Raw genomic sequence first — 22,481 nt, forward strand, 5'->3', positions numbered from 1 at the left:
CACCCTGCCAATGAATTGCTCAAAGGACGGCGCGGTGTCGCGCACCTCCGGCATCACGATGAGACACGGCCGGAATCCGCAAAAAAACTCCGCCGGATTCCGGCCCAACACTTTGACTTCAAGGTGAAGTTATTGGCCAAATCGATGCCCTTCCGCGCGTCAATATGACGCTGGTGGGACTAGCGCTGAGAGCAATAGCGATGCCTTGACCCGCCGAACCCCAGGCTGATGAGTTCGGCAAAAGGCCCATTCAACTAGACATGCTTGCAAAACCAGTCGATCTGCCTGGCAACGCTGCTTTCGAAGTGTTGCCCATCGTACATGTCGTAGTGGCCGGCAGTTTGCTCGACGTGAAGCTGCTTCGTGGTCGCCGCAACTGCGTCAAAAAGCTCGATACCGTGATTCGGCGGATTCACATCATCTTCGCCGGCGATAACAACTAGCACCGGACATGTAACGCGCACGGCATAGTCCTTTGGCTTGTAGTTCAATATCTCACGAACGGTCAGGAAGGGAATCTTGATATCCATTGCTGGATAGTTCTTCCGGTTCTCCTCGAAAAATGTTTTCGATTGCGGGTCTGTGAGTACTTTCGTAATCGGGACAAACATTTCCCTGCCGGTGCTCTGTTTCTTCTCGTGCATCCGTTCGAGCGTCGCAACGAATGCCTGCTTTTCGGCTTCGGTCATATTGCGAGTCGTCGCTTGTTCGCCGTCAGCAAAGCCAAGCTGACTAACAACGGCCTTGATGGACGGATCACTTGCGGCTGCGGCAAGCACATGGCCGCCGCCGAGCGACGTCCCCCACAGCCCGACGCGCTCGGCGTCGACATAAGGCAGTTCCCTGACAAACGCGATAACAGTACGGATATCCTCAATCTGCATCGCCGGGATAAGCCGGCCCTGTTCTCCCCCACTCGCGCCAAAGCCGCGATAGTCGAACGTAACAGCCGCATAGCCGGCGCGGGCAAAAGCTTCGGCAAATTTTGGAAGCAGCAACTCCTGGATGCCGCAAAACCCATGACACAAGATGACGACGGGTGCGGGAGTCTGCGTGTCGGGCCGACGTACGGTCACTGCAATGTCGTTAGCCGCTCGATATGAAGTAGTTTCCATATAACCTGGAAGTAGATAATGAAATAGACCAAAGCCGGAATCGTTCATGTCCGTCATGTGCGATCACATGCGAATTTCGCATTGTCGCACGTTGCCGATATAACAGCATTGACGATGACCAGATCACATTCCGCACATGTCATTTCGTGGCGGTTTTCGGGCAATTGAAATAGGAAACATGCACGCACGGTCGTCGACAAACGTGACGTCTATAAAGCCGGAGCATTCGAGTTATTCGCGGGTTAGAGCATGCGTACGGAAAGTACTCCATTCAGCATCGATCGCCGATGAAAGAAGTAATACCGGTTGCGGCATCAGGTAGACCGGCCCCTGATCTGTGCGGCGCTTGACCCTGAGCATGCCCCCAACGAGCAACGGCACATCGCCGTTTCGAACGTCTGGCTCAAGGATGGAAACCTCTCCCTGGCAAAGTCCGACATGCGTCGTCCCTGGCCAGCAGTGCGGTCCCGCGCATCAATGCTCATGTCCGAATCCGACCAGAATACGCACGCCTTTGCTTTAAAGTTCAGGCATGCGCCTCGGCCCAGACACCTGCTACCAGACGATGCTCTCGCGAGACCGCCGTTTCGACGGCTGGTTGACACGATCACGCGACGATGCACAGTTTGTCTCGTTGCAACCACGTACGAAACCGGCCGCGACCCAAGCATCGCACGCGCGTACTCGTGCCGGATTGCCTGCGAATCAGAATCCCTTTGCAACAAGAGCAACACCAACCGCAAGCCACTGTATGCCAGCCACAACCACACTCGCCCGCAGCAGCCCGACCGCGCCTTGCACCCGCTCTCCCAGCAAACGGCCTGCCTTCGCCGGAGCGATCCAGCCAAGTTCCAGCATGGCGTGATCCAATCCTCTCAGGATCGCGTCGAGGTCCGCGTCCGGCACCGCGGTTTGCTCTGCCAACGCCGCGAACAACCGGCGGTCGATCCCGATACGTATCGCGTACCACAGCGCCGCGATCCCCGACCCCGTGCTGACAACGGCCAGCAGCACGCGCACCGTCGCCGCCGGCGGCCATCCCGATGCGACCCACCAGCCCGCACCCGCCGCGCACAGCGCCGCCGCGACCGCCCACACGCCCGCATCGAGCGCGCCACGCGCGGCGGCAATCCGGAACGCCGAGGACAGGTCGCGCATCACGCCGCCCCCATCGCGCGCCGGAGATCGATCCAGTCCTGCAGCACGGCCACCCCGTCGTCCGACCATACGGCATGCGAATGAACGGCGCGCACCGCCACCAGCGCGTCGCGAGCATCGTGCAAACCGCGCCGCAGCGCGAGCCATGCAGCCGCGCACAGCACACTGCGGCCATAGCCGAGCGCGCAGCAGACAAGCACGTCGCGGCCTTCGCCATGCAGCCTTTCGAGCGCCGCGACTGCCTGCTGCAATTGCCGCGCGGTCGGGGCGACGAGATCGAGTTGCGGCGCGGCCGCATACGCGAGCGATGCGTCGGCCGCGACCCAGCCCGGCATCTCGGCCGTCAAATCGACGAGTCCTGTCAAGCCGCGCCGCCGCGCCTCGCGCGTCGTCGGCGTTCGGCCGATCGACACACGCTCGTCGATCCGCACCGGGGCCGGTTGCCGGAATGTCCACAGCCGCGAATTGACGAACGCGCCGGCAATCGTCGGCGCCAGCAGCCAGCGGATGAAAACCGGGAAACGCCCCCGCGCGTCCTTCTGGAACGCACCCGGCGCGCCGCGCCAATAAATCCATGCGACACAGGCGAGCGCCAGCGCAACCCACCCCGCGACCAAGGCCCAGCCCGGCGCACGCGGCACACAGACCATCGCAATCACAGCGACGAGGATTGCCGCAAGCGCATAGCGGCGCGCGAGCTTGCGGCTCGCCCTGTGCCGCCGGACCTCGGCCTCGGGCAGCCGGCCTGCGGCATCGCGCAGAGGAAACAGGAACAGCGCGAGGCAGCCGACGGCCGCACCGGTCGGCACGTCGATCGCGTGATGCTGATAGGTCGTCAGCACCGACACGCCGATCGCCAGGAACCACAGATGTAGCGCGCAACGCGCAAGCCTGCCGCGCAGATGCCTGGCGTAGACGGCCCACAGCACGACAAGCAGACCGATATGCAACGACGGCGCCTGGTTGTACGGCTTGTCGAAGCCCATCAGCAGCGTGAACAGCGCGCCGGCCAGGCCGCCCGCGTCGGGCCGCTCGAAACCGAAGCGCAACGGCCACGCGATAAAGCACGCGACGGAGATCAGTTGCACGGTCAGCAGCCGCTTGACGTGATCGAACAGATCGTCGCGGCGTGTCCAGAAGAAGAACGACAGCGCATACAGCAGGTCGATCGACCAGTACGGCACGATCGTCCAGGGTACGAATGGAATCGCGTGTTCCCAGCCGAACGCGAAGGTCGGCACCGACGCGCGGCGCGCGGCCAGCCAGTTCGCGAAACCGTACGTGGAAAAGAACACCGCGCCCATCGCCGCCAGCCAGCCGAGGCGCAACGCGAATGACGCGTCGCGCGGGCGGCTGGCTTGCGCGACGAGACCGCTTGCGTCGCCGCCGAGTTCGCTCATGATGCACTCATGGCGCATCGACCCGCTGCGCGAGGCTCACCGTGAAAATGCCCATCGCGTCGATTCGCTGGTCGAGCTTGCGGAAGCCCGCACGCGCGACCAGTTCGTCCATCTCGGCCTGCGAGCGGCGGCGCATGACCCACGTCGCCTCGCCACGGTGATTGTTCAATACGCGCGCGATGAATTCGAGCTGCGGATGCCACGGCTGCCCCGTATAGACGAGATAGCCGCCTGGCGGCACGGCCCGCGCCAGCCCGCGCAGCGAGCGCTCGATCATCTCGTTCGCGCCGAACAGCTCGTAGAGGCCCGACACGATCGCTAGCGTCGGGCGCGGCTCGAGCGCCGCGAGCGATGCCTCGTCGAATGCGTCGCCCGGTTCGAAACGCGCGATCGGAGCGAGGCCGCGCTGCGCGATCAGCGCGCGGCCGGCCTCGACATTCGGCGGACTGTAGTCGCGCAGCAGAATGCCGTCGGGCAGCGCGCCGTCACGTTCGGCGGCCATGGCGATCGCATCGAGCACATAACGCCCGTGTCCGGCCGCGATGTCGACGATCCGTACCGGCGTGCCATTGCCGCGTAGGCGGCCGATCGCCGCGCCGATCAGTTCCTGCAGATGCACCTTGCGCTGCCGGATACCGGCCCAGCCCGGCGAATCGAGGTACGTGCGGTCGATCAGCGCGCCGACGCCGAGCCGCCCTTGCGCGCGGTTGCGATACACGTAGTCGAGCGTCGAGCCCGAATCGAAACCGAGCCGCAGACCGAGCGCGATGCCGTCCGACAACGCGCCGCCGACCTTCAGCCCCATGCGCGTGATGGCCCAGTACGCGCGGGAGAGCGGATTCGCGGGCGGCTGGCCGAGCGCCACGTATTCGTCGTGGAATGCGCCGCGCCGGTCGGCGTCGGCGAGCGACACGCGCGGGCCCGGCGCATCGAACTCGCGCAACATGAACGCGCGTAGCGGCGAGAGCGCCTGCGCGCGATCGCGCTCGCCGAGCGTGTCGTGATAGAAGCCCGGCAGCACGATGCGTTCTTTGCACGCCGAGCCGAGCCGCTCGAAGAAACGGTCCTGCGGATCGCGATGCACGACCCAGTCGGCGCCGGAAATCAGCAGTTGCGTCGGCACGGTGATCGCCGCTGCATCGGCGACGATCCGCTTCGCGGTGTCGTGCAGATCGAGCAGCATGTTGACCGCGATCGGCCGCGTAATCAGCGGATCGGCCGTATAGCTCGCGATCCGCTCAGGATCGTGCGTGAGGAATTTCGGCTTCACGTAGCTGTTCACGTAGAACAGTCCGCGCAGCCTGTACATCAGCCGCAGACCCGGCCGTGCGAACGGCACGTAAAGCTTGATGCGAAACGCCGGCGACGCGACAGCGAGGCAGCGGATCGGCGGTGCATAGTCGTGCACCCATGTGGCCGCGAGCACGGCGCCGACGCTCTGGCCGATCACGGCCATGTCCTCGACGGCAATGCCGTACGTGTCGCGGATATGCTCGACAAACGCTTGCAGGTCGCGCACCGACGCGGCCGCGCTCGGGCTGTAGCCGCGCGCGCCGGGCGAGCGGCCGTGACCGCGTGCATCCCAGGCAAAAAAGGCGAAATCCGCCAGATCGAGTTCGTCGACGAGATGCGCGACGCGCGCCGAATGTTCGTGGCCGCGGTGCAGCAGGACGATTGCGCCGCGACAGCGCGGGCCCGTTGCGGGCCAGTGACGATAGAACAGCGTCGTGCCGTCATGAGTGGTGAAGTTGGCCTCGCGGGCAGTACGTGCGCTCATCCGCTCTCTCGTTTCGTTATTCGAATCATGTCGTGCCCCCGTTCCGGTGTCCGCGACGTCAGCCACTCAGTCGGCCGCCCACTTCGACAACCCCCGCCCGTACGCGCCGCACCGCCGTTGCGATCGACAGCACGATCAGCAGACGCCACAGCCACGCACCGACGACACCGATCGGCAAACCGACACCGAACCACAGTGCGAACGCGCCGAGCGCGAGCGCGCGGTCGCTCTTGCCGAACGGACCGTCATAGCGGCGGCTCGCGCCAACGAGCGGACCGGCGAGCCCCGCGCTTTCGACGATGACCGCCGTCAGCGCGAATAACCAGACGTCCGCGGGCGCGAATGCCGGGATCGCGAGAAAAGGCAGCACGAGCGCGACGTCGGACACGATATCGCCGAGTTCGTTAAGGTACGCACCGAGCGTGCTCTTCTGCCCGTGCTCGCGAGCGAGCATCCCGTCAATCGCATTGAGCGCCATGCGCGCGAACAGCCATAGCGGAATCAGCAGGAACAGCGCGCGGGCGAAGACGCCGAGCCCGGCAATCGCCCCGACTACAATCGAGCCGCCGGCCGCGAACAGCGTGACCTGATTGGCGGTGACGCCCCGTTCGGCGAGCGAGTCCGCGAACGGACGCAGACAGTTCTGGAATTTGGGCTTGAGTGCGTAAAGGCTCATTGGTTTTAATTCGCGGCTTTAATTGGCACGACATAATCGGAATCTGGCGCTTTTCGCGGAAACACCCGATAATCCGCTGGCCCGACCGCGTGATTCATTCGAACTGCAAACAAGCATTCATGCGCTGATGCAATGAGCCCTTATCATGCCATCGACCCGTGCATTCGCCAATCCGCCCTATGCGCGAGTCGATTCGAATCATTTTCGCAGAGCCGCGACAGGCCGCCACTCATTTGAAGAAAATTAAACCCCCGCCATTTCCCCTATTGCGCCGCATCGGCATGCCGGGATGCCGCCGGCCGCGTGGAGACCGCGGCTCCGGCCACGCACATGAACAGGGGATGCGCCGCCTATGAACATCCTGAACGTGTGGCAGCGCGATTTCCTGCTGACCCTCGTGCGACTCGTCGCAGGTGCCTATCCGGTCTGGTATCAGGCACCGCCGTCGCCAACCCAGACGATCTATTTCTCGAACCATACGAGCCACATCGATACGCTTGCGATCCTCGCCGCGCTGCCGCACGAGGTGCGCGCCGTCGTGCGGCCGGTCGCCGCGCGCGACTACTGGGACAGCGGTACGCTCAAGCGCCACATCGCGCAGAAGCTGCTGAACGTCGTGCTGATCGACCGTCACCGCGAATCGGGCGGCGACCCGCTCGATCCTGTACGCGACGCGCTCGCACAGGGGCACTCGATCATCATCTTCCCCGAGGGCACCCGCAGTGCCGACGCACTGCCGCAGCCGTTCAGGAGCGGACTGTTCCATCTCGCGAGGCAATTCCCGCATGTGGCACTTGCGCCCGTCTATCTCGAGAACCTGCAGCGCATCATGCCGAAAGGCGCGATCTGGCCTGTACCGCTGATCTGCAAGGTGCATTTTGGCGCCCGCGAGGCGCTAGCCGCTGAGGAAGACAAGGCATCCTTCCTCGCCCGCATGCGCGACGCGATCGTCGCGCTCGCGCCGCATCGGCCGGCCGGCTGAGCGCCCTTCTCCTCTTCATCCGGACTTTGAGCATGCGAACACTTTTCTGGGAACTGGTCGCGGGCGTGACAGGGCTGCTCGCCATCGCGACCTTGATCGGCGCGATACTCGGCGCGCGCGCCGGCGGCACGAGCGACACTATCGTCAACCTCAATCAGCGCATCCGCGCATGGTGGGCGATGATCGCGGTGATGGTGGTCGCGATCGGCCTCGGCAACAACGTCACCTACTTCGTGTTCGCGCTGCTGTCATACCTGACGCTGCGCGAATTCATCACGCTCACGCCGACGACCGCGAGCGACCACACGACGCTGTGCATCGCGTTCTTCGTCGCGATCCCGGTGCAGTATCTGCTGCTCGCGATCAACTGGTATGGGATGTATTCGATTTTCGTGCCGGTGCATCTGTTCTTCGCGATGTCGCTCGTCTCGGCGCTCACGCAGGACACGAGCGAATTCCTGAGCCGCAACGCGAAGATCAACTGGGCGCTAATGGTTTGCGTGTACGGCCTGAGCCACGCGCCCGCCGTGCTGATCCTCGACATTCCGCATTACGCGGGAGAGAACGCGCTGCTGCTGTTCTACTTCCTGCTCGTCGTGCAGATCAGCGACGTGCTGCAATACGTGGTCGGCAAGCTGTTCGGACGGCGCAAGATCGCACCACAGCTGTCGCCCTCGAAGACGGTCGAAGGCTTCATCGGCGGCGGCCTGCTCGCCACGCTGTGCGGCGCGGTGCTGTATCGCGTGACGCCGTTCAGCTTCGGCGCGGCGTTCGGCATCTCGCTCGCGATCGTGATCTCGGGCTTCGTCGGCGGGCTCGTGCTGTCGGCCGTCAAGCGCTCGCTCGGCACGAAGGACTGGGGCTCGATGATCGCCGGCCACGGCGGTATGCTCGATCGCGTCGATTCGATCTGCTTCGCCGCGCCGGTGTTCTTTCATCTCGTACGCTATGCCTACGCGTGACAGGCTGGGCAAGGCACTTTACCCGGCTTCCCAGAACGTCCGCCCGATGACCTCGCGTTACCCGGCCGAATGGCAGCGCTGGAAATAATCGCCGAGGCGGGAACGGTTCCGCTCCCGCCTCGACGCGGCAGTTGCACTGCGCGCAGCGGACGCGGCCTACCACCCCGCGCGTTTGAACAGACCCAGTTGGTCGACCCGAAACAGCCGCGCCGGCCGCTGGTTGCCGAGCTGGTAATCGTCGGTCGCGATCAGCACGCCCGCGTCGTCGACCGCTTCGCCGGGCTGCACGTCGCCGACCTTGATCCCGAGTCGCGAACGGAATGTCGCCCGCGTTACCGTCTCGCCGAACACCGCTTCGTAGGTATGCTGCAGCTGGGTCAGCGTGAATTTCTCCGGCAACAGCCAGCATGGCAGCGTCGAATAGCTCGACTTGTTGCGCACGCGCAGCACGGCGGCGCGGATCTGCTCCGCATGGTCGAAGGCCAGCGCGGGAAGCCGGTCCACCGGATAGAGCCCGAACACGCCCGATTCAGCCCCCGTCAGACTCTCCAGCGGCACGAGCGCGACGTAGCTGATCGCGACCGACCACCCGCGCGGGTCCCGTCCCGGGCCGGCGAACGTCTGAAGCTGCTCGATGTAGCGCGGTTCAAGCTGCGTTTTCTCGCGCAGCATGCGATACACCGCGTCTTCGAGCGAACCGTCCTCGTTCGTGTGGATATAGCCGCCCGGCAGCGCCAACGCCCCGCGGCACGGTTGCTGGCGGCGCTCGTGCAGCGCCACCAGCAATCCCTCTTCCGACAACGTCAGCAGCACCACATCGACGCTCACGTCCGGTTTTTCGTAGCCCTTTTTCATGCCCTACCCCTTGCCCTGTCCAACCTGAAAAAAGTTTAGCAAACATAGTTGCAGAAAGCGACTATGTCGGTCTATGTCTATACTTCGCAGCAAGTTAGTCGCACTTTCCAACTATGTAAGAGGCAGCGATGTTGAACATCACCGCGGTGACCACGATGCAGCACGACGCCGAGTCGTCGCTGAAGGCGCGTAATCCGGTCGGCCTGAAAGTTCTGAAATTCCCGGGCGGAGAAATGCATGTCACGGTCCAGACCGGCGTGCCGGCCGGGCAGCTCGAACTCAACGCGCATCTTCCGGATGCCGCCGCCGTCATGACGCTGCTGATGACCACCGACGCGCTGCGCCGGGCCTATCCGGACACGCCGCTCGATCTGCACCTGCCCTACGTGCCGTACGCGCGCCAGGATCGCGTGGCGAATCCCGGTGAATCGCTCAGCGCCAAGGTGTTCTGCGACCTGATCAACGCCCAGCACTATCGCCGGGTCGTCATCCAGGACCCGCACAGCGACGTGACGGCCGCGCTGCTGGACCGTGTCGTGATCGACGATCCGTTGCCGGCCCTGCGCCGTGTCGTCGAACAGGTTCTCAGGAGTCGTTCGAGCCTCGCGCTGGTCGCGCCAGACGCGGGTGCCCGCAAGCGCGTGCTGAAGCTGGCTTCACAACTCAATTCGCAGCTCGACCCGCAACTCGACCTGCCCGTCGTGTTCGCCGACAAGGTCCGCGACACCCGCACGGGCGCCATCACCGGAACCGCGATTCAGGGCGACCTGCCCGAATGCGCGCTGCTGGTGATCGACGACATCTGCGACGGCGGCCGCACCTTCACCGAACTTGCGCAGGCGCTCGATGCAAAGCAGGCCCGCAGTGCCGCGCGCAACCCGCTGTACCTGTACGTGACGCACGGCATCTTCAGCAAGGGCCTCGACGCGCTGCTGGAGCACTACGCCGCCGTCTTCACTCGCAATAACTGGACGGACGACGCCCGCGCCGTCCTGGCCTGAACCCGCACGCCATCACCCCGACCGGAGAACGATCATGAACGGACTGATTCCCTTCAATCTCGCCGACTTCTACAAGACGGGCCATCCGTCGATGTACCCGGCAGCCACGACGAAGCTCGTCGCGAACTTCACGCCGCGCTCGGCGAAGTACGCCCCCGTGCTCGAACAGTTCTACGACAACAAGGTGGTGTGGTTCGGTCTCCAGGGCTTCATCAAGGAGTTCTTTCTCGGCGTGTTCCAGCGCGAGTTCTTCGAGGCGCCGAAGGACGCGGCCATTCGCCGGTACAAGCGCCGCATGGACACCGCGCTCGGCCAGGATGCGGTGCCGGTCGAGCGCCTCGGCGCGCTGCACGATCTCGGCTATCTGCCGCTCGAACTGCGCGCGCTGCCCGAGGGCGTGCGCGTGAACATCAAGGTGCCGCCGGTGATCTTCGTCAACACGCATCCGGCGTTTCCGTGGGTCTCGACTTACTTCGAGACGCTGTTCAGTGCCGAGATCTGGAAACCGTCGACAGTCGCGACCATCGCCTTCGAATTCCGCAAGCTGCTGAGCCACTTCGCGAAGCTGACCGGAGCGCCGGAAGACTTCGTGGACTGGCAGGGCCACGACTTCTCGATGCGCGGCATGAGCGGCGTGCACGACGCCATGCGCTGCGGCGTCGGCCACCTGCTGTCGTTCACGGGCACCGACACGATCCCGGCCATCGACTATGCCGAAGACTACTACGGCGCCGACGCGGACAAGGAGCTGGTGGGCGGTTCGATCCCGGCTTCCGAGCACAGCGTCATGACGCTGCGGATTCTGGCCACGCTCAAGCGCCTGCAACGCGATCCGGCACATGCCGGACTCGACGAAAAAGCGCTGCGCCCGTTGGCCGAACGCGAGGTCATCCGCGAATTCGTCACACAGGACTATCCGGCCGGCATGGTCTCGCTGGTGAGCGATTCGTTCGACTACTGGAACGTCATGACGGTTATCGCGAAGGAGCTGAAGGAAGCGATTCTCGCCCGCCAACCGAATGCGCTCGGCCAGAGCCGCGTGGTGTTTCGCCCGGACTCCGGCGATCCGGTGCGGATCCTGGCAGGCTATCGCGACAACGAACTCGCGCGCGATGCCGACGGCGCATTCCGCAAAGCCGGCGACCGTTACATCGTGGCGGCCAACGGTCTGCACATCACGGAAGCCGAGCGCAAGGGATCGGTCGAATGCCTGTGGGACATCTACGGCGGCACGTCGACGCACAGCGGCTACCGGATGCTCAACGACAAGGTCGGCCTGATCTACGGCGACTCGATCTCGCTGACGCGCGCCTGGGACATTCTGACCCGCCTGGCCGAGAAGGGCTTCGCGTCGAGCAACGTGGTATTCGGCATCGGCTCCTACACCTACAATATGCTGTCGCGAGACACGTTCGGCTGGGCCATGAAAGCGATCTACGCCGAAGTCGGCGACGAACAGGTCGACATCTACAAGGACCCGGCCACCGACGACGGCACGAAGAAGTCGGCTCGCGGCCTGTTGCGCGTCGAGAAGGAAGGCTACGACTACGTGCTGTACGAACAGCAGACGCCCGAGCAGTTCGCCACCGGCGCGCTGACACCGGTCTTCCGGAACGGGCAACTGCTGGTGACGACCACGCTCGCCGACATCCGCGCGCGTCTCAAGGCGTCATGGACATGCGCGGAAGCGGCAGACGCGGCAGCGTAACCGTGTGACCATCTGGCGCCCGCTCTCACGGCGGGCGCCAATAGATGCGCGGGCAAAAACTGCGCAGACGGCGTCATGACGGATAGGTGTCCAACACCCTCGAACACCCGGCTCGCAGCATTGACGAGTTCATTTCAGCGCGTGTCCGGAGATGCAGAGGCAAATCCCGTTTTCCTTTAAATCTTGTATGGGACACGTACGCCAGGTTCGTCAGCAGGAAAATCCTTGGTATTGCGAGAAACCAGCAGCATTACATTCACCTGGGCCGAGGCCCATACAATTGCATCGGGCAGTCGAATCCGCCTCTGTTTACGAATCTCGACCGCCCGATTTGCGATGGCTGCGTCGAGCGCAATGACATCGAACGAGCCAAGCCATGCACGAATAGCCGCTTCATCGTCCGGTGTTGCACCAACCAGGACTTCCATCCAGGTGATCGTGCTAATCGCACGATACTCATAGCGCGCGAGTTCTTTCTTCGCCACACCTACGCCGTTGAGGTAGTCGATCAGAACGTTTGTGTCGAAAAGTGCCCTTACCATTCTGAGCGCAGTTCCTGCTGGTATTCCAGACCATCGACTTTCCTGCTTTTCCACAGACCAAAAACGTCAGCCCCGACAGCGCGCTTGTGCTGCGTGATATAGGCCTCAATCGCGTCGCGAATGACGGCGGCGCGAGGACGTTGCTCAGCGGCCACAAGCACCGCTAACTCTTCGACCTGCGCATCGGGCAAGTCAATCAGGATTCGGCTCATTACCCCCCCCGATTATTGATATACATATCATATATCAATTGAGCCTTCGCAGCAAGCGGCTTTCGCGGCTACCGAACCTCTCACCGGCACAGCAATGCCGAACACGCCGACGTACGCGGCCGCGTAAAACACAGCCACGCCCTGCCGGCAAAATTGCCCTAATCGTTGACCGACAGCACCAGTGTCGGCGCCGGAATGTCCTTGGGCGCGATTTCCTCGTTGAGCGGCACGACGGCCGTGCCGATCGCGAAGAACTCGATCACATGGCTTTCCCAACGATACGACTTCTCCTGCACGATCGTGCCGACAACGCCTTCGGCCTTCGCGTCCTGCGCTTCCTTCTGCATACGCTCGATGGCGAGTTCGCGCGCGCTGTAAAGCGCCTGGGTGAACTGTTCGAGTTCGACGTTGCGCCCGGCCTGGCGGAACGCCTGCAATACGCCCCGGTGCGCGACGTGATACACGCACGAGCCCATGACCATCTCGACCGGGCGATAGCCTGCGCCGAGCAGCGTATAGAAGTCCTGGCCGGACAGATCGGACGTGAACGGCCCGCCGTCGTGCGCCTTGAAGCCCTTCGTGTCGTGGTTATGAACCACGCCCGTGCCGATCGCGATGAATTCGAGAAGATTTTCGTCCCATTCGACATGCTTGATTTCGAGCCGCACGCCGACAATACCGTCCGCGTCCATCTCGCGCGCTTCCTCGCGCATGCGCGACATCGCGAGCTCGCGGGCGTGGTACATCGCCTGCGACAGGACCGTCATTTCCTGGTTCTGATTCCACGACGAATACTGGATGCCGACGTGGTAGATGCAGCTACCGACACACAGGCCGATAGGCTCGAAACCCGCCTTGCGCACGAGAAGAAATTCGTTGACCGAAAGATCGGACGTGAAGACGCCGGACGGATGTGCGGCAGTGCGAAGGCCCTGCAGGCGCTCCCTCACGCTCGAGGGAAGTTGGTGGCTGTAGTCGGCGACCGTGGTATTCGACATGCGCTGGCTCCTTGGTAAGGAAGACGGTGTAAAGGCGATCCGGGGCGATCCGGGACAATCAGATGCCGTCGTTGAACGAGTTGTGATGCACCGACGTCGTGCGGATCAGATCCGGGCGGTCGCTCAGGTCGAGCACCCATTCGACCGGGTGAGGGATCGTGCCGGCCGGCTCGCCGTCCACGACCGTTCCCATGACGATGTGACGCCCGAGGTAGTTGTAGCGGGTCGGGTTCTCGTACTCGCGCCGGAAGATCTGGCTGAAATTCAGTTGCGCGAGCACGCCGCGCCCCTGCCGCGCCGTGTCTTCGCGCAGGTCGCGGTGGGCATCGCGGCGGATGCGTTCCCAGAAAGACGTGGTTTGGCTCATCACGGCGTTGCGCCAGGACTGGTCGGATCGCCAGTCGAGGTTGTCGTTGCTCCATGCAAAGCGTGCGCCGACGGCAAGGCCAACGGGCACGATGCCCGCTTCGAGCAGTTGCACGAACTCGAGCGCGGGCACGGTCGAGAGGATCGGCGCGGGACTCGCCGGCAGGCCCGCGATCCGCACCGCCGTGCCGACGAGCGAGTAGTCCATGCTGCTCTCGATCGCAAGATCGAGCGAGACCATCTTCACGTCGATGACGGCGTTCGCGCCGAGCGCGGCGGCCTCGGCCTGAAGCCGATGCTGGGCGGTATTCCAGCCCTGCTTGTGCCCCTCGGTCCACGAATAGCCGTAATGCATCCAGCAGGTGGCCGCGATCGGCGCGATCATCCGGACGCCATGCGAGCGGGCCAGTGCGAGTTCGGGCGCCGTCAGCGTGGAGATCCACGGCAGCGTGCCCGCCCGGGCCTGTTCGAGACGCTCGTGCAGCAGGTTCGGCACACCTTGCGCGTCGAAGAAGGGCCGATCGTCGGGAGGTGCCTGCGTTGGGGAATTGCTGCTACCACCGCCGAACAACGAAGACCAGATTCCCATGAATAGCCTCGGTAGAAAATGGGGTAGCCGATGCGTCAGAGCGAGCGCAGCAGGTCGGCAATGCCTCGCGCCTTTTCCGTGCGCTCGTGTACCTTGGCGAGCAGGCCGGAGATCCACGTGTGCGCCTGCACCTGTCGGGTCGAAAGCGTGATGCCGCGCACGCGCTTTTCGACTTCGGTCACGATCTGCTGATTGCCGGAAAGGCGCATGCGGTAGGTTTCGTCCTCGAACGCTACGGCGAGTCCGACGACTTCCTCGGTTTTGCGGAAGAGTCCGCGACGCACGATGTCGAGCGTCGCGTGCTGCGGCAAAGCCTCGCTGACGATGCGCGCGAACCGGGACAGGAAGCCCGCGCCGTCGGCTTCGGCCCGGCGCAGCCAGGCCGCGTCGAGATCGAACGAAGTCAGGTCCGGCGCAACGGCGGCGGCAGGTGCCGCGGAGATCGCCGTGCCAGCGCCTGGCGCCGTGTCGGCCAGGCTGCGCGTGATCGCGCCGAGGTCGAGCGGTTGCGTGGCCGGGTCGATCCCGGCGCCGTCCTGGGAATCCGGGGGCTGCGCGGTCATTCGCGATGTTCCTGTAGAGAGTGGGGGCCGAGGCGATCAGGCGCCGCGGACCGGCCTCGCGAGTGCGGCTTGCTGCACGCCGCGCATGCCGGATACGAGGCGATCGCGCACGCGCACGAGTTCCTGCTCGCGCTTGCGGTCTTCATCGGCGGCATCCTGTTCGATCTTGAGCACTTCCTGCATGGTCGAAATCGTTTGCTCGGCGAGCGCGGACAGCGCCTCGAGGTTGCGATTGTCGCCCTGCAAGCTGCGGGCCGCGGAAATGGCGGCGTCGTGCGCGGCACGACCGGCGATCTCCGTGATCCGGCGATTCGCTTCGTCCAGCTTTTCCTTTTCCTGCCCACCGCGCTGCACGTCCGCCTCGACAGCCGCTTGCGAAGCGACCGCCATCAGACGCGGCAGGGTCAGCAGGATACCGCTGTTCAGTTGCGAGACGCGTGTCACTGCCGCCTTGCGATTCGAGGCGATCAGCGGAATCAGGGTCGCGGCCGACACCATGGCTTCACGCATGTCGGCCGTCTGGGCCCGGAAATTCGCGAGCGTATTGCGACGATCCATCGCGATCGCTGCGTCGCCCGACGTGTTCGAGCGCAGCGCGATCTGGCGCAGTTCCTCGGCTTCCTGCACGCCGCGATCCAGTGCGATCTGCGCGGCGGCAATGGCGATCGTCAGATTGCCCACGCCCTGGCGCACAGTCTGACTCTGATCGTCGAGCAGTTGCACGGTGGTCATCAGGTCGGCTTTCGCCTTGCGTGCCCGCGCTTCCTCGGCGTCCATCAGCGTCAGGAATTTCTTGCGGTTCTCCGCGAAGGACTGGACCGCATCGTGCGCGAGCTTGCCGAGGCCCATCACCCGGCCGAGCAAGCCGGTCGCTTTCGGCGCGATCTTGTGCGCTTCGGCCTGGAGTTCGTCGATACGCAGGATCTTGATGCCGTCGATCACGGCCGCGGCGATCTGGCCGACTTCGCCCGCATTGCCGACCGTGGTATCGGCGAGCAGTTGCCGGGAGACCTGGGCAATCGGCTGCAGCGTATGCTCGATGAAAGTCAGCGTCGAGGCCGTGTCCTCGAAACGGATCGAATCGGCAAGCTGGTGCGCGCGGGTTTGCAGTTCGGCCGGCAGGGTGCTCAGTTCGACGAGACGCTCGAAAGCCAGCATGGGCGCCGCGATTTCGGTCGACTCCGCAGTGTCGACAGGGAGACGGGATGAATCCGAACCGGATGCCGGATTCCCGGCCTCATCCGGTGTCGCGAGTGAGGCGAACGCGCTCAGATCGAGCGGCTGGGTGGTCGGCTGCTGAGGATCGCTCATGGCGAAAGTTCCTTTTGCACTGAGGCGTGGGGTCGGGATTCGCAATACCCGGCATGGTCGGTCGGCGCAGGGCGACTGTTCGCTCTGCGCCGCGCCACTGCTGCCGGCATTGCCTGCCCTGCTTCGTCTGTGCCGAACAATACACCGATTCGCCAGACTAAAGCCACTCGATGTACTCAGGAACGCGCAACCCTCATCGGTTGGGGAATAACGCCTGCTTTCTGCTTGTAAGTTGCCGACTCGCTGACATAGCGGAAATCTGCCCCGCGACAGATCGACCGCCGATAGGAAATCGCTTCTGGCACAGCCCGTTCGCCCGGTCAGACGAAGCGTAGCGTTCGCACGCGGCAAACGCTCAAACGCGCGTCAACCGAAGCCGCGCATGAGGCAAGCCTATGCCCGGCCTTCCGCGCACTCTCCGCATTGTCGAACTGGAGATGGAAAAATGCGCTAACCGGCTGGGGCGGTTCCATGCCGGGCTTGGCGATCAGATCGGCCACATCGTCGCGGATCAGCACGGCCCGTTGTTGCAGCACCTGGCATCGTGCTTCGATCGCATCCAGCGCCGCCGCACCGCCGATGGCCGCAACGATCAGCTTGCCGCCCGCGCTCTCGCGTAACGGCGAAGCCTTCCTGATCGCATACCCCGAACCGTGGCCGAGAAAGTTCGGCTCGTCTTCCACCATCGGTCGCGCGGCGGCACTGGCAAAGGCTGCCGCCATATCTTCCGGACGGTCCCACAGCAGCTCCACGAAACCGTCCACCTCGATCGCCGAACCGCCCGGGACCGTGAAGTCTTCCTCTACGTGATTCTGGATATAGCCGCGCACTTTCGGCAATCGAGCCACGGGCGCCGCGTGACGTTCCCAGTTTCGCGAGAAGCGTTCCCGGTTATCGCCAGTGCGCCGGACCAGCACCGACATGCGTTTGAACATGACGACGGCTTCCGGTCAGGCAATCGAGGCGCCGCCATCGAGCGTCACGATGGTGCCCGTCGCATAAGGCGTGCAGGCAAGCAGCAAAAGCTGGCGTGCAATATCGTCCGGTTGCGCGTGGCACCCTGCCGGATACGACGCGGCAACCTTCTCGAACATGGCGGCGCGAGCGCTTTCCGTCATTGCACTCCACATTTCCGTTGCCACGACGGCCGGCGACACAGCGTTCACTCTCACGGGCTTGAGTTCCAGCGCCAGACCCTGAACCAGGCTTTCCAGCGCTCCATTTATCGCCCCCATGAGTGCTCGTCCCGCCGCCGGGCGAGTGGCAAGAAAGCCGGCAATCACGCCGAGCGACCCGCCCGCGTGAATCCGCGCATGACGCGCGACACGATAGAAGCCCCAGAACTTCGAGTTCATCGCGGCATAGGCGGACTCCATCGGCAACTCGCGAACGGCGGCCATCGATACTTCCGACCCGGTGACGATAACGTGGTGCCAGGCTTCCTCGTTGTCGAAGAACGCGGCGACTGCCTCGTCGGCGGTGAGATCGAGCTCGCGGCCTTGAGTGCCCTCGCCGATTTTTTGCGCGGCCGCGGCAAGCTTTTCCGGCGAACGCGACGCGATGGTAACCCGCGCGCCGAGCGATCTGGCCAGCTTCGCCGTGGCGAAGCCAATACCCGACGAGCCGCCGATGACCAAAACGCGCTGCTCAGACATATCGAACATGATTGGCGATCCTATGTGTTTTGAAGTGATGCCCTTACTCCGCGAGTGTCGAAGCCACGACCCATCCTCTCGCTCGACGATTCGGTGTCGGACAGACTATACGGAAGTTACTTCCAGATTGGAAGAATATTCAAAAACTACAGGAAAGGGTTTTCCCTATCATGATCTCGCCGGGCCGGCTGGCCAGCCACTCAACCGGCAGAGATTCAGGTTTTCGCCCGCCGTGACGGATGAGGCGGTAGTCCGTTGATAACTTTACAAATTTCTGAACGCGGACAGATCGGCCAGACAAGCTCGCTACTGGGAAAACCCTGGTCGTTTTTTTACGAAAGTAACTTCCAATTTGGAAGTTACTTCCACATAATCTACCCCGAGGCTTGACGAGTGAACAAGGGGTTTTGTCGCAGGCGCGCCGATCCGGAATGGAGGCGCTTGCGGCACGCCGGCTCGCTGACGCAGCGCCATGTGGCAACCGCTCTGGCAGCACGCCGGACGATATGAGCGTCTCGCCGCCGGATCAACCGGCCTTGCAACGCATCGCTCGCGTACCCGGGCAGTGACGACGCAGCGATCCTCAAGTGTGGGTAAACCGGCTGGGCGACACCGCCATATCGCGTTGTGATCGTGACAAGCGCATCCAGGACGTCTGCGCTTTCATTACTGGAGACAAACAAGGCATGAAGACAGAGACAACACTTTCCACCGCCGCGAATCCGGCACGACGATCGCGAGCCCGCTTCGCGATTCTCGCGCTGCTCGCGATCGGCACCGTCATCAACTACCTCGATCGCACGGTGCTCGGCATCGCCGCACCGAGCCTCACGAAGGAACTTGGCCTGTCGGCCGGCGTGATGGGCATCGTGTTCTCCGCTTTCTCGTGGACCTACACGCTCTCGCAGATTCCGGCCGGCCTGCTGCTCGACCGGATCGGCGCGAAAAAGACCTATTTCCTCGCGGTCTCGGGCTGGTCGGCCTTCATCATCCTGAACGGACTCTCAGGAGGACTGATTTCGCTGATGATCTATCGCCTCGGACTCGGCGTGGCGGAATCGCCCTGCTTCTCCGCGAATAGCCGCGTGGTGGGCCACTGGTTTCCGCAGCGCGAACGCGCACGGGCAACCAGTATTTATCAGGTGGGGCAGTACATCGGCCTTGCCGTGTTCAGCCCGCTGCTGTTCTGGATCATCGAGTCATTCGGCTGGCGCGCGATGTTCGTGATCGTCGGCGCGGTCGGCCTCGCGTTCTCGGTCGTGTGGTGGCTGCGCTATCACGAGCCGCACGAGTCGCGCACGATGAACGACGCGGAGCGCGAGTACATCGGCGCGGGCGGCGGCCTGTCGACGGCTACCGACGCACAGCGGCCGTTTTCGTGGCACGACGTCGGCCGCCTGCTGCGTCGCCGTGAAATCTGGGGTGCCGCGATCGGCCAGTTCGCCGGCAACTCGACCGTGGTGTTCTTTCTCACGTGGTTTCCGACCTATCTGGTCACCGAGCGTCATATGGCGTGGCTCAAGATCGGCTTCTTCGCGATCCTGCCGTTCCTCGGCGCTTCGGCCGGCGTGCTGTTCGGCGGCTGGGTGTCCGATCTGCTGCTGCGCCGTACCGGCAACGTGAACCTCTCGCGCAAGCTGCCGATCATCACCGGCCTGCTGCTGTCGGCGTGCATCGTGGTCGCGCTCTATGTGCAGAGCGATACCGCCGTGATCGCGGTGCTGTCGCTCGCGTTTTTCGGTCAGGGCATGGGCGGGCTCGGCTGGTCGATCATTCCCGATATCGCACCGAAGCGCCTGATGGGACTTACCGGCGGCATTTTCAATTTCACTGCGAACATCGCCGGCATCGTTACGCCGATCGTGATTGGCGCGATCGTCTCACTGACCGGTTCGTTCTACTGGGGGCTGATGTTTATCGGCGCGGTGGCGATACTGGGCGCGGCGTCGTACATCTTCATTCTCGGCGATATCAAGCGGATCGAATTGCCGGACGACCATAACGTAGCAAGAAAGGCAGCATGAGTCATGGATGCGTCGAACGTCGAGACGCATCCTGATTGAATGCATTCGTATTCCGCTTGTTACTTATCGTTCCCATCTTCCGAGGGCCATGCAATGAATCGCTTTGATTACGCGCGTGAGGACACCGGCAATCTCGTGCTGCTGGAGCATCTCAACCTCACGATACCGGACCAGCGCGCCGCGACCGCGTTCTATGTCAGCGGACTTGGACTGACGCGCGATCCCTATCTGATGACCGGCGTCACCAATATGTGGATCAACGTCGGCCGCTCGCAGATTCATCTGCCGCACGGCGACGCGCAGCGTCTGCGCGGGCATGTCGGACTGATCGTGGGCGAACGCCAATCGCTCGTCGAACGCCTGAGAGCCGTGCAACCCCTGCTCGACGGCACGGCGTTCGGATGGACCGAGCGGGACGACCGCGTAGAGGTGAATTGTCCGTGGGGAAACCGCTATGACTGCCTCGACCCGGAGACGTATCGGCAGAACGCCGCCGGGCCGGCCATCGATCTCGGCATGGCCTATGTGCAACTCGATGTACCGGCGGGTTGCGCGCGCCCGATTGCAGCTTTTTATCGCGAGATGTTCAACACCCCTGTCGAGCTTCTCGATGGCGGCGGGTTGCAGCAGGCGGTCATCGCGATCGGCACGCATCAGCAACTCATCTATGCCGAAACGCTCGAGGCCAACCCCGAATACGACGGTCATCATATCCAGGTCTATGTGAGCAACTTCTCCGGGCCGTACGCACGACTTGCCGAACGCGGGCTGGTCTATGGCGAGGAACCGCATCAGTATCGCTTCGCGACGCTGATCGATCCCGAGAGCGGTGCGGACTGCTTCAAGCTCGAACATGAAGTGCGTAGCCTGCATCATCCGCTTTATGCAAGACCGCTTGTGAACCGCAATCCGGATCAAGGCAACCGGAATTATCGAAAAGGCGGCGACCGGCGCAACGGCGTGTTTTAGTAAGCGCCGCTGCCGCAGTGACCAACTGCTCTTCGCAACCGTGACCGTATCCGGCACGATCGACGCAAGTTCATCCAATACCACCGGCTCGGCTCAAACAGGCTCATCCTGCACGACATGCCGTGGCTGTCGTGCAAACCCACGGCGCCGCAAGAACGCCCTCATCGGCGCCGGCGTGTCGCCATCCTCCCCACCCTCTCGACTCCTCCCTCACCCAGCTTGGCGCCGATTCGCCGGCGCTTCAGGCGCAGACCGCCGCCACTCGCCGAAATCACGAATTCCTCTTACAAAACATCAGCTTAAATTCGCCCCGACGAAATTTCACGGATCCCCGACACCCGTCAAAAAGTCTTCTTGCGCGAAAACTTATATTTAGTATAATCGTTTTCAAGGGATGAGAAGCGCGCCGCTGGCGCGACGAAGTGCGGGTCTGCCTATCCCTATCTACATGAGGGAATGAGCGTCCATGCCGATATCGTCGTCATCCATCACCCTGGTTCGTCCGCCGGTCATCGAGTTCGGGCCGGGCTCCGTCTCGAAGGTCGGGACATGGAACGGTAGCCGTTTCAAGCGCATCCTCGTCGTCGCCGACGCCTTCAATGCCCAGCGCGTCGACGTGCTCGGTCTGAGCGGCGCGGTCACGGTTTTTGCGGATGTCCGCCCCGAGCCCGATGTCGTCAATCTGGAAGCGCTGCTGGCCGTCGCGGAAGAGGTGCGGCCGGACCTGGTGGTCGGCTTCGGCGGCGGCAGCGCCATGGACCTCGCCAAGCTCGCCGCGGTTTTGCCGGGCAGCGGTCAAGGCATCGCCGACGTAGTGGGTGTCGAGCGGGTTCCGGGCAAGCGCGCCGCGCTCGTTCAGGTGCCGACCACCGCCGGGACCGGTAGCGAGACGGGAACGCGTTCGCTGGTGACGGACCCGCTCACGCAGAACAAGCTGGCCGTGCAAAGCAACCACATGCTGGCCGACCTCGCGGTCATCGATCCCGCCTTGACCCTGACCCTTCCCCCGCAAGTGACGGCAGTGACCGGCGTCGACGCCATGGCGCATTGCGTCGAGGCATTCACGAGCCGGCGCGCGCACGTCACCATCGACATGTATGCGCTCGAAGGCGTGCGGCTCGTCGGGCGCTATCTCAAGCGGGCGGTGGCAGACGGCGCCGACATGGAGGCACGTTGCGGCCTGTCGCTGGCGTCGCTTTACGGCGGCTACTGTCTCGGTCCGGTCAATACGACTGCCGGGCACGCTGTCGCCTATCCGCTGGGGACGCGTTATCACGTCGCTCACGGCGCGGCGAACGCGCTGATCTTCCCGCACACGCTGGCCTTCAATGCCGACGCGGCGCCCGAAAAAACGGCCGCGGTCCTTGCCGCGCTAAACGCGCCGGAACGCGCCTCGGTCTTCGAGGCCGCCTATGAATTCTGCGTGGAACTCGGCTGCGAGATGAAGCTTTCGGGCTTCGCCGTGCCGCGCGACGATCTGCCCGCCATGGCGGAAGAAGCACACGCCATCCGGCGTCTGCTCGACAACAATCCACGCGACATCTCGCGTGACGACATCCTCGCCATCTACGAGGCGGCTTACTGACCAGGCTTGCTGAGCATTGCGCCACTGCGGCAA

Annotated in this window: 21 protein-coding genes; 7 read left to right on the plus strand and 14 right to left on the minus strand. The window is 63.5% G+C overall.

Going from position 1 to position 22,481, the window contains the following annotated elements:
* Nucleotides 1–254: 254 nt before the first annotated feature.
* From F3J19_RS02310 to F3J19_RS02330, 5 genes are all read right to left on the minus strand, one after another.
* Nucleotides 255–1,172: an alpha/beta hydrolase gene (locus F3J19_RS02310; RefSeq protein WP_240158664.1), complete on the minus strand. Its 918-nt coding sequence runs from the start codon at nt 1,170–1,172 to the stop codon at nt 255–257.
* A 648-nt stretch (nt 1,173–1,820) separates the two neighbouring features.
* Nucleotides 1,821–2,273, minus strand: a complete 453-nt coding sequence (locus F3J19_RS02315; protein WP_167037064.1) for a hypothetical protein — start codon at nt 2,271–2,273, stop codon at nt 1,821–1,823.
* Entirely contained in the window at nt 2,273–3,673 is a 1,401-nt protein-coding gene (locus tag F3J19_RS02320) for a phosphatase PAP2 family protein (protein ID WP_167037067.1), read from the minus strand. Before F3J19_RS02320 ends, F3J19_RS02315 begins: the two co-directional genes overlap by 1 nt.
* 7 nt (nt 3,674–3,680) lie before the next feature.
* Nucleotides 3,681–5,450, minus strand: a complete 1,770-nt coding sequence (locus F3J19_RS02325; RefSeq protein ID WP_167037070.1) for a bifunctional alpha/beta hydrolase/class I SAM-dependent methyltransferase — start codon at nt 5,448–5,450, stop codon at nt 3,681–3,683.
* A 58-nt stretch (nt 5,451–5,508) separates the two neighbouring features.
* Complete coding sequence (locus F3J19_RS02330; RefSeq protein ID WP_167037073.1) at nt 5,509–6,126, minus strand: CDP-alcohol phosphatidyltransferase family protein; 618 nt, start codon at nt 6,124–6,126, stop codon at nt 5,509–5,511.
* Between the two features lie 352 nt (nt 6,127–6,478).
* Here F3J19_RS02330 and F3J19_RS02335 point away from each other — a divergent pair, with 352 nt between their 5' ends.
* Nucleotides 6,479–7,108: a lysophospholipid acyltransferase family protein gene (locus F3J19_RS02335; RefSeq protein WP_167037076.1), complete on the plus strand. Its 630-nt coding sequence runs from the start codon at nt 6,479–6,481 to the stop codon at nt 7,106–7,108.
* 32 nt (nt 7,109–7,140) lie between these two features.
* Nucleotides 7,141–8,070, plus strand: coding sequence for a phosphatidate cytidylyltransferase (locus F3J19_RS02340; protein WP_167037079.1), 930 nt, complete (start codon nt 7,141–7,143; stop codon nt 8,068–8,070).
* Between the two features lie 156 nt (nt 8,071–8,226).
* Here the strand turns inward: F3J19_RS02340 and F3J19_RS02345 are convergent, their stop codons facing one another.
* On the minus strand, nt 8,227–8,925 hold the full coding sequence (locus tag F3J19_RS02345; protein ID WP_167037081.1) for an NUDIX domain-containing protein: 699 nt from the start codon (nt 8,923–8,925) through the stop codon (nt 8,227–8,229).
* Between the two features lie 128 nt (nt 8,926–9,053).
* Between F3J19_RS02345 and F3J19_RS02350 the strand changes: the two genes are divergently transcribed.
* Nucleotides 9,054–9,926, plus strand: a complete 873-nt coding sequence (locus tag F3J19_RS02350) for a ribose-phosphate pyrophosphokinase-like domain-containing protein (protein ID WP_167037084.1) — start codon at nt 9,054–9,056, stop codon at nt 9,924–9,926.
* Nucleotides 9,927–9,960: 34 nt separating this feature from the next.
* On the plus strand, nt 9,961–11,634 hold the full coding sequence (locus F3J19_RS02355) for a nicotinate phosphoribosyltransferase (RefSeq protein WP_167037087.1): 1,674 nt from the start codon (nt 9,961–9,963) through the stop codon (nt 11,632–11,634).
* Between the two features lie 176 nt (nt 11,635–11,810).
* On the opposite strand, the gene F3J19_RS02360 is transcribed toward F3J19_RS02355, so the two are convergent.
* From F3J19_RS02360 to F3J19_RS02395, 8 genes are all read right to left on the minus strand, one after another.
* Nucleotides 11,811–12,176, minus strand: a complete 366-nt coding sequence (locus F3J19_RS02360) for a type II toxin-antitoxin system VapC family toxin (RefSeq protein ID WP_167037090.1) — start codon at nt 12,174–12,176, stop codon at nt 11,811–11,813.
* Nucleotides 12,170–12,388 carry a ribbon-helix-helix protein, CopG family gene (locus tag F3J19_RS02365; protein ID WP_167037093.1) on the minus strand — a complete coding sequence of 73 codons (219 nt, stop codon included), beginning with the start codon at nt 12,386–12,388 and terminating at the stop codon, nt 12,170–12,172. The genes F3J19_RS02360 and F3J19_RS02365 overlap by 7 nt, the downstream gene beginning before the upstream one ends.
* A gap of 158 nt (nt 12,389–12,546) precedes the next feature.
* A complete protein-coding gene (locus F3J19_RS02370) occupies nt 12,547–13,386 on the minus strand; it encodes a heavy metal-binding domain-containing protein (RefSeq protein ID WP_167037096.1) in 840 nt (279 codons plus the stop codon).
* Between the two features lie 58 nt (nt 13,387–13,444).
* Nucleotides 13,445–14,341, minus strand: coding sequence for a heavy metal-binding domain-containing protein (locus tag F3J19_RS02375; RefSeq protein ID WP_167037099.1), 897 nt, complete (start codon nt 14,339–14,341; stop codon nt 13,445–13,447).
* 35 nt (nt 14,342–14,376) lie between these two features.
* A complete protein-coding gene (locus tag F3J19_RS02380; RefSeq protein WP_167037102.1) occupies nt 14,377–14,904 on the minus strand; it encodes a hypothetical protein in 528 nt (175 codons plus the stop codon).
* 36 nt (nt 14,905–14,940) lie between these two features.
* Entirely contained in the window at nt 14,941–16,215 is a 1,275-nt protein-coding gene (locus tag F3J19_RS02385; RefSeq protein ID WP_167037105.1) for a toxic anion resistance protein, read from the minus strand.
* A gap of 320 nt (nt 16,216–16,535) precedes the next feature.
* Nucleotides 16,536–17,138, minus strand: a complete 603-nt coding sequence (locus F3J19_RS02390; protein WP_167037111.1) for an EthD family reductase — start codon at nt 17,136–17,138, stop codon at nt 16,536–16,538.
* 27 nt (nt 17,139–17,165) lie between these two features.
* A complete protein-coding gene (locus tag F3J19_RS02395; RefSeq protein WP_240158666.1) occupies nt 17,166–17,870 on the minus strand; it encodes an SDR family oxidoreductase in 705 nt (234 codons plus the stop codon).
* Nucleotides 17,871–18,556: 686 nt separating this feature from the next.
* Here F3J19_RS02395 and F3J19_RS02400 point away from each other — a divergent pair.
* The 3 genes from F3J19_RS02400 to F3J19_RS02410 all read left to right on the plus strand — a co-directional run bounded on the left by F3J19_RS02400 (nt 18,557) and on the right by F3J19_RS02410 (nt 22,448).
* Nucleotides 18,557–19,894 carry an MFS transporter gene (locus F3J19_RS02400; RefSeq protein ID WP_167037117.1) on the plus strand — a complete coding sequence of 446 codons (1,338 nt, stop codon included), beginning with the start codon at nt 18,557–18,559 and terminating at the stop codon, nt 19,892–19,894.
* A gap of 93 nt (nt 19,895–19,987) precedes the next feature.
* On the plus strand, nt 19,988–20,863 hold the full coding sequence (locus F3J19_RS02405) for a glyoxalase/bleomycin resistance/dioxygenase family protein (RefSeq protein ID WP_167037119.1): 876 nt from the start codon (nt 19,988–19,990) through the stop codon (nt 20,861–20,863).
* Between the two features lie 466 nt (nt 20,864–21,329).
* The gene (locus tag F3J19_RS02410) at nt 21,330–22,448 is read left to right on the plus strand and encodes an iron-containing alcohol dehydrogenase (RefSeq protein WP_167037122.1); all 1,119 of its coding nucleotides are present in this window, start codon (nt 21,330–21,332) and stop codon (nt 22,446–22,448) included.
* Nucleotides 22,449–22,481 lie beyond the last annotated feature (33 nt).

The organism is Burkholderia sp. Ax-1724, assembly GCF_011752995.1.
GTDB lineage: Bacteria > Pseudomonadota > Gammaproteobacteria > Burkholderiales > Burkholderiaceae > Paraburkholderia.

What these genes read in the sequence shown, in the direction of transcription:
- F3J19_RS02310 (WP_240158664.1), bottom strand. Translation starts at nt 1,172, where the DNA reads ATGACGGACATGAACGATTCCGGCTTTGGTCTATTTCATTATCTACTT.
- F3J19_RS02360 (WP_167037090.1), bottom strand. Translation starts at nt 12,176, where the DNA reads ATGGTAAGGGCACTTTTCGACACAAACGTTCTGATCGACTACCTCAAC.
- F3J19_RS02335 (WP_167037076.1), top strand. Translation starts at nt 6,479, where the DNA reads ATGAACATCCTGAACGTGTGGCAGCGCGATTTCCTGCTGACCCTCGTG.
- F3J19_RS02385 (WP_167037105.1), bottom strand. Translation starts at nt 16,215, where the DNA reads ATGAGCGATCCTCAGCAGCCGACCACCCAGCCGCTCGATCTGAGCGCG.
- F3J19_RS02395 (WP_240158666.1), bottom strand. Translation starts at nt 17,870, where the DNA reads ATGTCTGAGCAGCGCGTTTTGGTCATCGGCGGCTCGTCGGGTATTGGC.
- F3J19_RS02410 (WP_167037122.1), top strand. Translation starts at nt 21,330, where the DNA reads ATGCCGATATCGTCGTCATCCATCACCCTGGTTCGTCCGCCGGTCATC.
- F3J19_RS02355 (WP_167037087.1), top strand. Translation starts at nt 9,961, where the DNA reads ATGAACGGACTGATTCCCTTCAATCTCGCCGACTTCTACAAGACGGGC.
- F3J19_RS02405 (WP_167037119.1), top strand. Translation starts at nt 19,988, where the DNA reads ATGAATCGCTTTGATTACGCGCGTGAGGACACCGGCAATCTCGTGCTG.
- F3J19_RS02325 (WP_167037070.1), bottom strand. Translation starts at nt 5,450, where the DNA reads ATGAGCGCACGTACTGCCCGCGAGGCCAACTTCACCACTCATGACGGC.
- F3J19_RS02315 (WP_167037064.1), bottom strand. Translation starts at nt 2,273, where the DNA reads ATGCGCGACCTGTCCTCGGCGTTCCGGATTGCCGCCGCGCGTGGCGCG.
- F3J19_RS02400 (WP_167037117.1), top strand. Translation starts at nt 18,557, where the DNA reads ATGAAGACAGAGACAACACTTTCCACCGCCGCGAATCCGGCACGACGA.
- F3J19_RS02370 (WP_167037096.1), bottom strand. Translation starts at nt 13,386, where the DNA reads ATGTCGAATACCACGGTCGCCGACTACAGCCACCAACTTCCCTCGAGC.
- F3J19_RS02345 (WP_167037081.1), bottom strand. Translation starts at nt 8,925, where the DNA reads ATGAAAAAGGGCTACGAAAAACCGGACGTGAGCGTCGATGTGGTGCTG.
- F3J19_RS02340 (WP_167037079.1), top strand. Translation starts at nt 7,141, where the DNA reads ATGCGAACACTTTTCTGGGAACTGGTCGCGGGCGTGACAGGGCTGCTC.
- F3J19_RS02365 (WP_167037093.1), bottom strand. Translation starts at nt 12,388, where the DNA reads ATGAGCCGAATCCTGATTGACTTGCCCGATGCGCAGGTCGAAGAGTTA.
- F3J19_RS02350 (WP_167037084.1), top strand. Translation starts at nt 9,054, where the DNA reads ATGTTGAACATCACCGCGGTGACCACGATGCAGCACGACGCCGAGTCG.
- F3J19_RS02320 (WP_167037067.1), bottom strand. Translation starts at nt 3,673, where the DNA reads ATGAGCGAACTCGGCGGCGACGCAAGCGGTCTCGTCGCGCAAGCCAGC.
- F3J19_RS02375 (WP_167037099.1), bottom strand. Translation starts at nt 14,341, where the DNA reads ATGGGAATCTGGTCTTCGTTGTTCGGCGGTGGTAGCAGCAATTCCCCA.
- F3J19_RS02330 (WP_167037073.1), bottom strand. Translation starts at nt 6,126, where the DNA reads ATGAGCCTTTACGCACTCAAGCCCAAATTCCAGAACTGTCTGCGTCCG.
- F3J19_RS02380 (WP_167037102.1), bottom strand. Translation starts at nt 14,904, where the DNA reads ATGACCGCGCAGCCCCCGGATTCCCAGGACGGCGCCGGGATCGACCCG.
- F3J19_RS02390 (WP_167037111.1), bottom strand. Translation starts at nt 17,138, where the DNA reads ATGTCGGTGCTGGTCCGGCGCACTGGCGATAACCGGGAACGCTTCTCG.